At 72.8% G+C, this 2,030-nt stretch carries 2 protein-coding genes; one reads left to right on the plus strand and one right to left on the minus strand.

All coding sequences use genetic code 11. The features are described from left to right. Positions 1–355: hypothetical protein (locus PLL68_RS14280; RefSeq protein WP_324535214.1), on the minus strand; the 355-nt coding region annotated here is incomplete at its 3' end. A gap of 156 nt (positions 356–511) precedes the next feature. Here PLL68_RS14280 and PLL68_RS14285 point away from each other — a divergent pair. Further along, positions 512–2,030, plus strand: a 1,519-nt coding sequence (locus tag PLL68_RS14285) for a histidine kinase (RefSeq protein WP_324535216.1), incomplete at its 3' end; no start/stop codon positions are given.

Genomic DNA, 2,030 nt, shown 5'->3' on the forward strand with positions numbered 1-2,030 from the left:
AGAGGACGGCTGCGCCCCACGTGGCGATCACCGGGGCCCGGCGCCTCGCGACGTAGCCCATGGCCAGGGCGCTGAGCATGAGGAACGGCGTGACGAGCACGGCGATCCAGTTCATCGCCGCCGCCCGCCCGGGAGAGGCGGCCATACCCGCGACCATCTCGGCCGTCGAGTCACTCGTCCAGTAGGGCATGACGGCCCGGATCACGGTCACGCCGAGAGGTCCCAGAACCAGGGATGCCGCGGCGATGCGGCGCCACGTCCGCCGCAGGTCGCGGGGGGCGGCATCCGAGGTGGTCGGCACGGACGCCGATGTGGCGTGGTCGGTGGGTGCGGTGTGGTGCTCGATGGCGCTCATGGCTGGTGTGCTCCTGAGGTGGGGTTTCGGTGTCGTCCCACCGTCACGCCCCGAGCACCCCGTCGTCGTCCGAGCAGGCACTGCACCTCATCTGGGTGCTGGCGGGTGCGTGCTGGTACGGATGACGTGGCCTTGGCCTGCGCCCTAGCCTGAGTCATGACCTGGCCGCGGCGCGTGACGTACGGCCTGTGGGCCGTCTCCGCCGCACTGCTCGTGCTGGCCGTCATCGCCGTCCGCGACAAGGGCGACCCGGCCGGCGCGTGGGTCGTCGGCGGGGTGGTCCTCTGCTCCGCCATCCCGTTCACCGCGGGCCACCTCGTGACACGCCACGACCCGTCGAACTGGGTGGGTCCGTGGCTGAGCGCAGCCGGGGCCAACATCATCCTCCAGATGGCCCACGGCACCTGGGCCGAGGCCCTGGCCGAGCCGCCGAGCGGCCTCGTGGCCAGCGCCGAGCTGCTGAACCTCACCCAGGGCATCTGGATGGGCTGGTTCCTCCCCTTCGCGATGGTGCTGGTCCTCTTCCCCGACGGCCGACCCGCCGACGCCTGGGGGCGGCGCACCGCCATCGCCCTGCCCGCCCTCGTCGTCGCGTTCAACCTGCTGCTCGCAATCGTCCCCGGACCGCTGACACCTCCCCTGCCTGACTGGCCCCGACCGTTCGGCACCCACTGGGTCGGCTACGCCTGCATCCCCGTGCTCATCGCGTTCTACGCCGCACTGGTCGCGGCCGCGCTGTCGACGAGGCGGCGCTACCGGGCGGCGAGCACCGACCTCGAGCGCTCTCGGCTGCGCTGGATGTTCCTGTCCTGCCTCAGCGTCCCGGCCACGATCCTGCTGTGCTGGGCCGGCTACCTGCTCACCGGCACCCCGATCATCGCCCTCGGCGGGCTCGTCGCGATGAACGTCGCCATCCCGACCGCCACGCTCATCGCCATGCTGCGGCACGACCTCTACGACGTCGACAAGGCGCTCGTGGCCACGGCCGCGTACTCGACACTCGCCTTCGGGGTGGTGGCGTCGTATGCCGTGCTGTCGGCAGTGATCGGACGCGCCCTCGGCGGTGACTCGGCAACCGCTGCCGTGATCTCGACGGTCATCGTCATGATCGCGCTCCTCCCGGCCCGGTCCTTGCTGTTGCGGGTGCTCGGCCGCCGCCTGCACCCGCGGCGCGAGCGAGGCGTCGAGGCGGTCCGTTCGCTCGTGACGGCCGTGCACGCGGGCGACGACCAGCCCGAGCGGCTCGAGCAGGTGCTGCGCGACGGGCTGCGCGACCCCGGGCTGCGGGTCGGGTACCAGCGGCCGGGCAGCACGACCTTCGTCGACGTCGACCAGAGCCCCGTTCCGGTACAGGGCAGCACCCCGATCACGTTGGCGGGCAACGTCGTCGGGGTGATCCGCCCCGGGGACGGGGGTGCCGGCATCCCCGACGAGGTCGCGCGTGAGGCCGGCCTGCTGGCCGAGTCGGTGCGCCTTCGTGGAGAGCTCTCCGAGGCCCTGGCCGCGGTCGAGGCCAGCCGTCGGCGCCTGCTCAGTGCCGGGTACGAGGAGCGCCGCCGGCTCGAGATGGACCTGCACGACGGCGCCCAGCAGCGGCTGGTCTCCCTCGGCATGCGCCTACGGGTGGCCCAGCACCGGGCAGCCGGTGGTGACGGCCCGGACCTCGACGCCCTGG

The sequence above is a fragment of the Ornithinibacter sp. genome, assembly GCF_035443565.1.
Lineage (GTDB): Bacteria > Actinomycetota > Actinomycetes > Actinomycetales > Dermatophilaceae > Fodinibacter.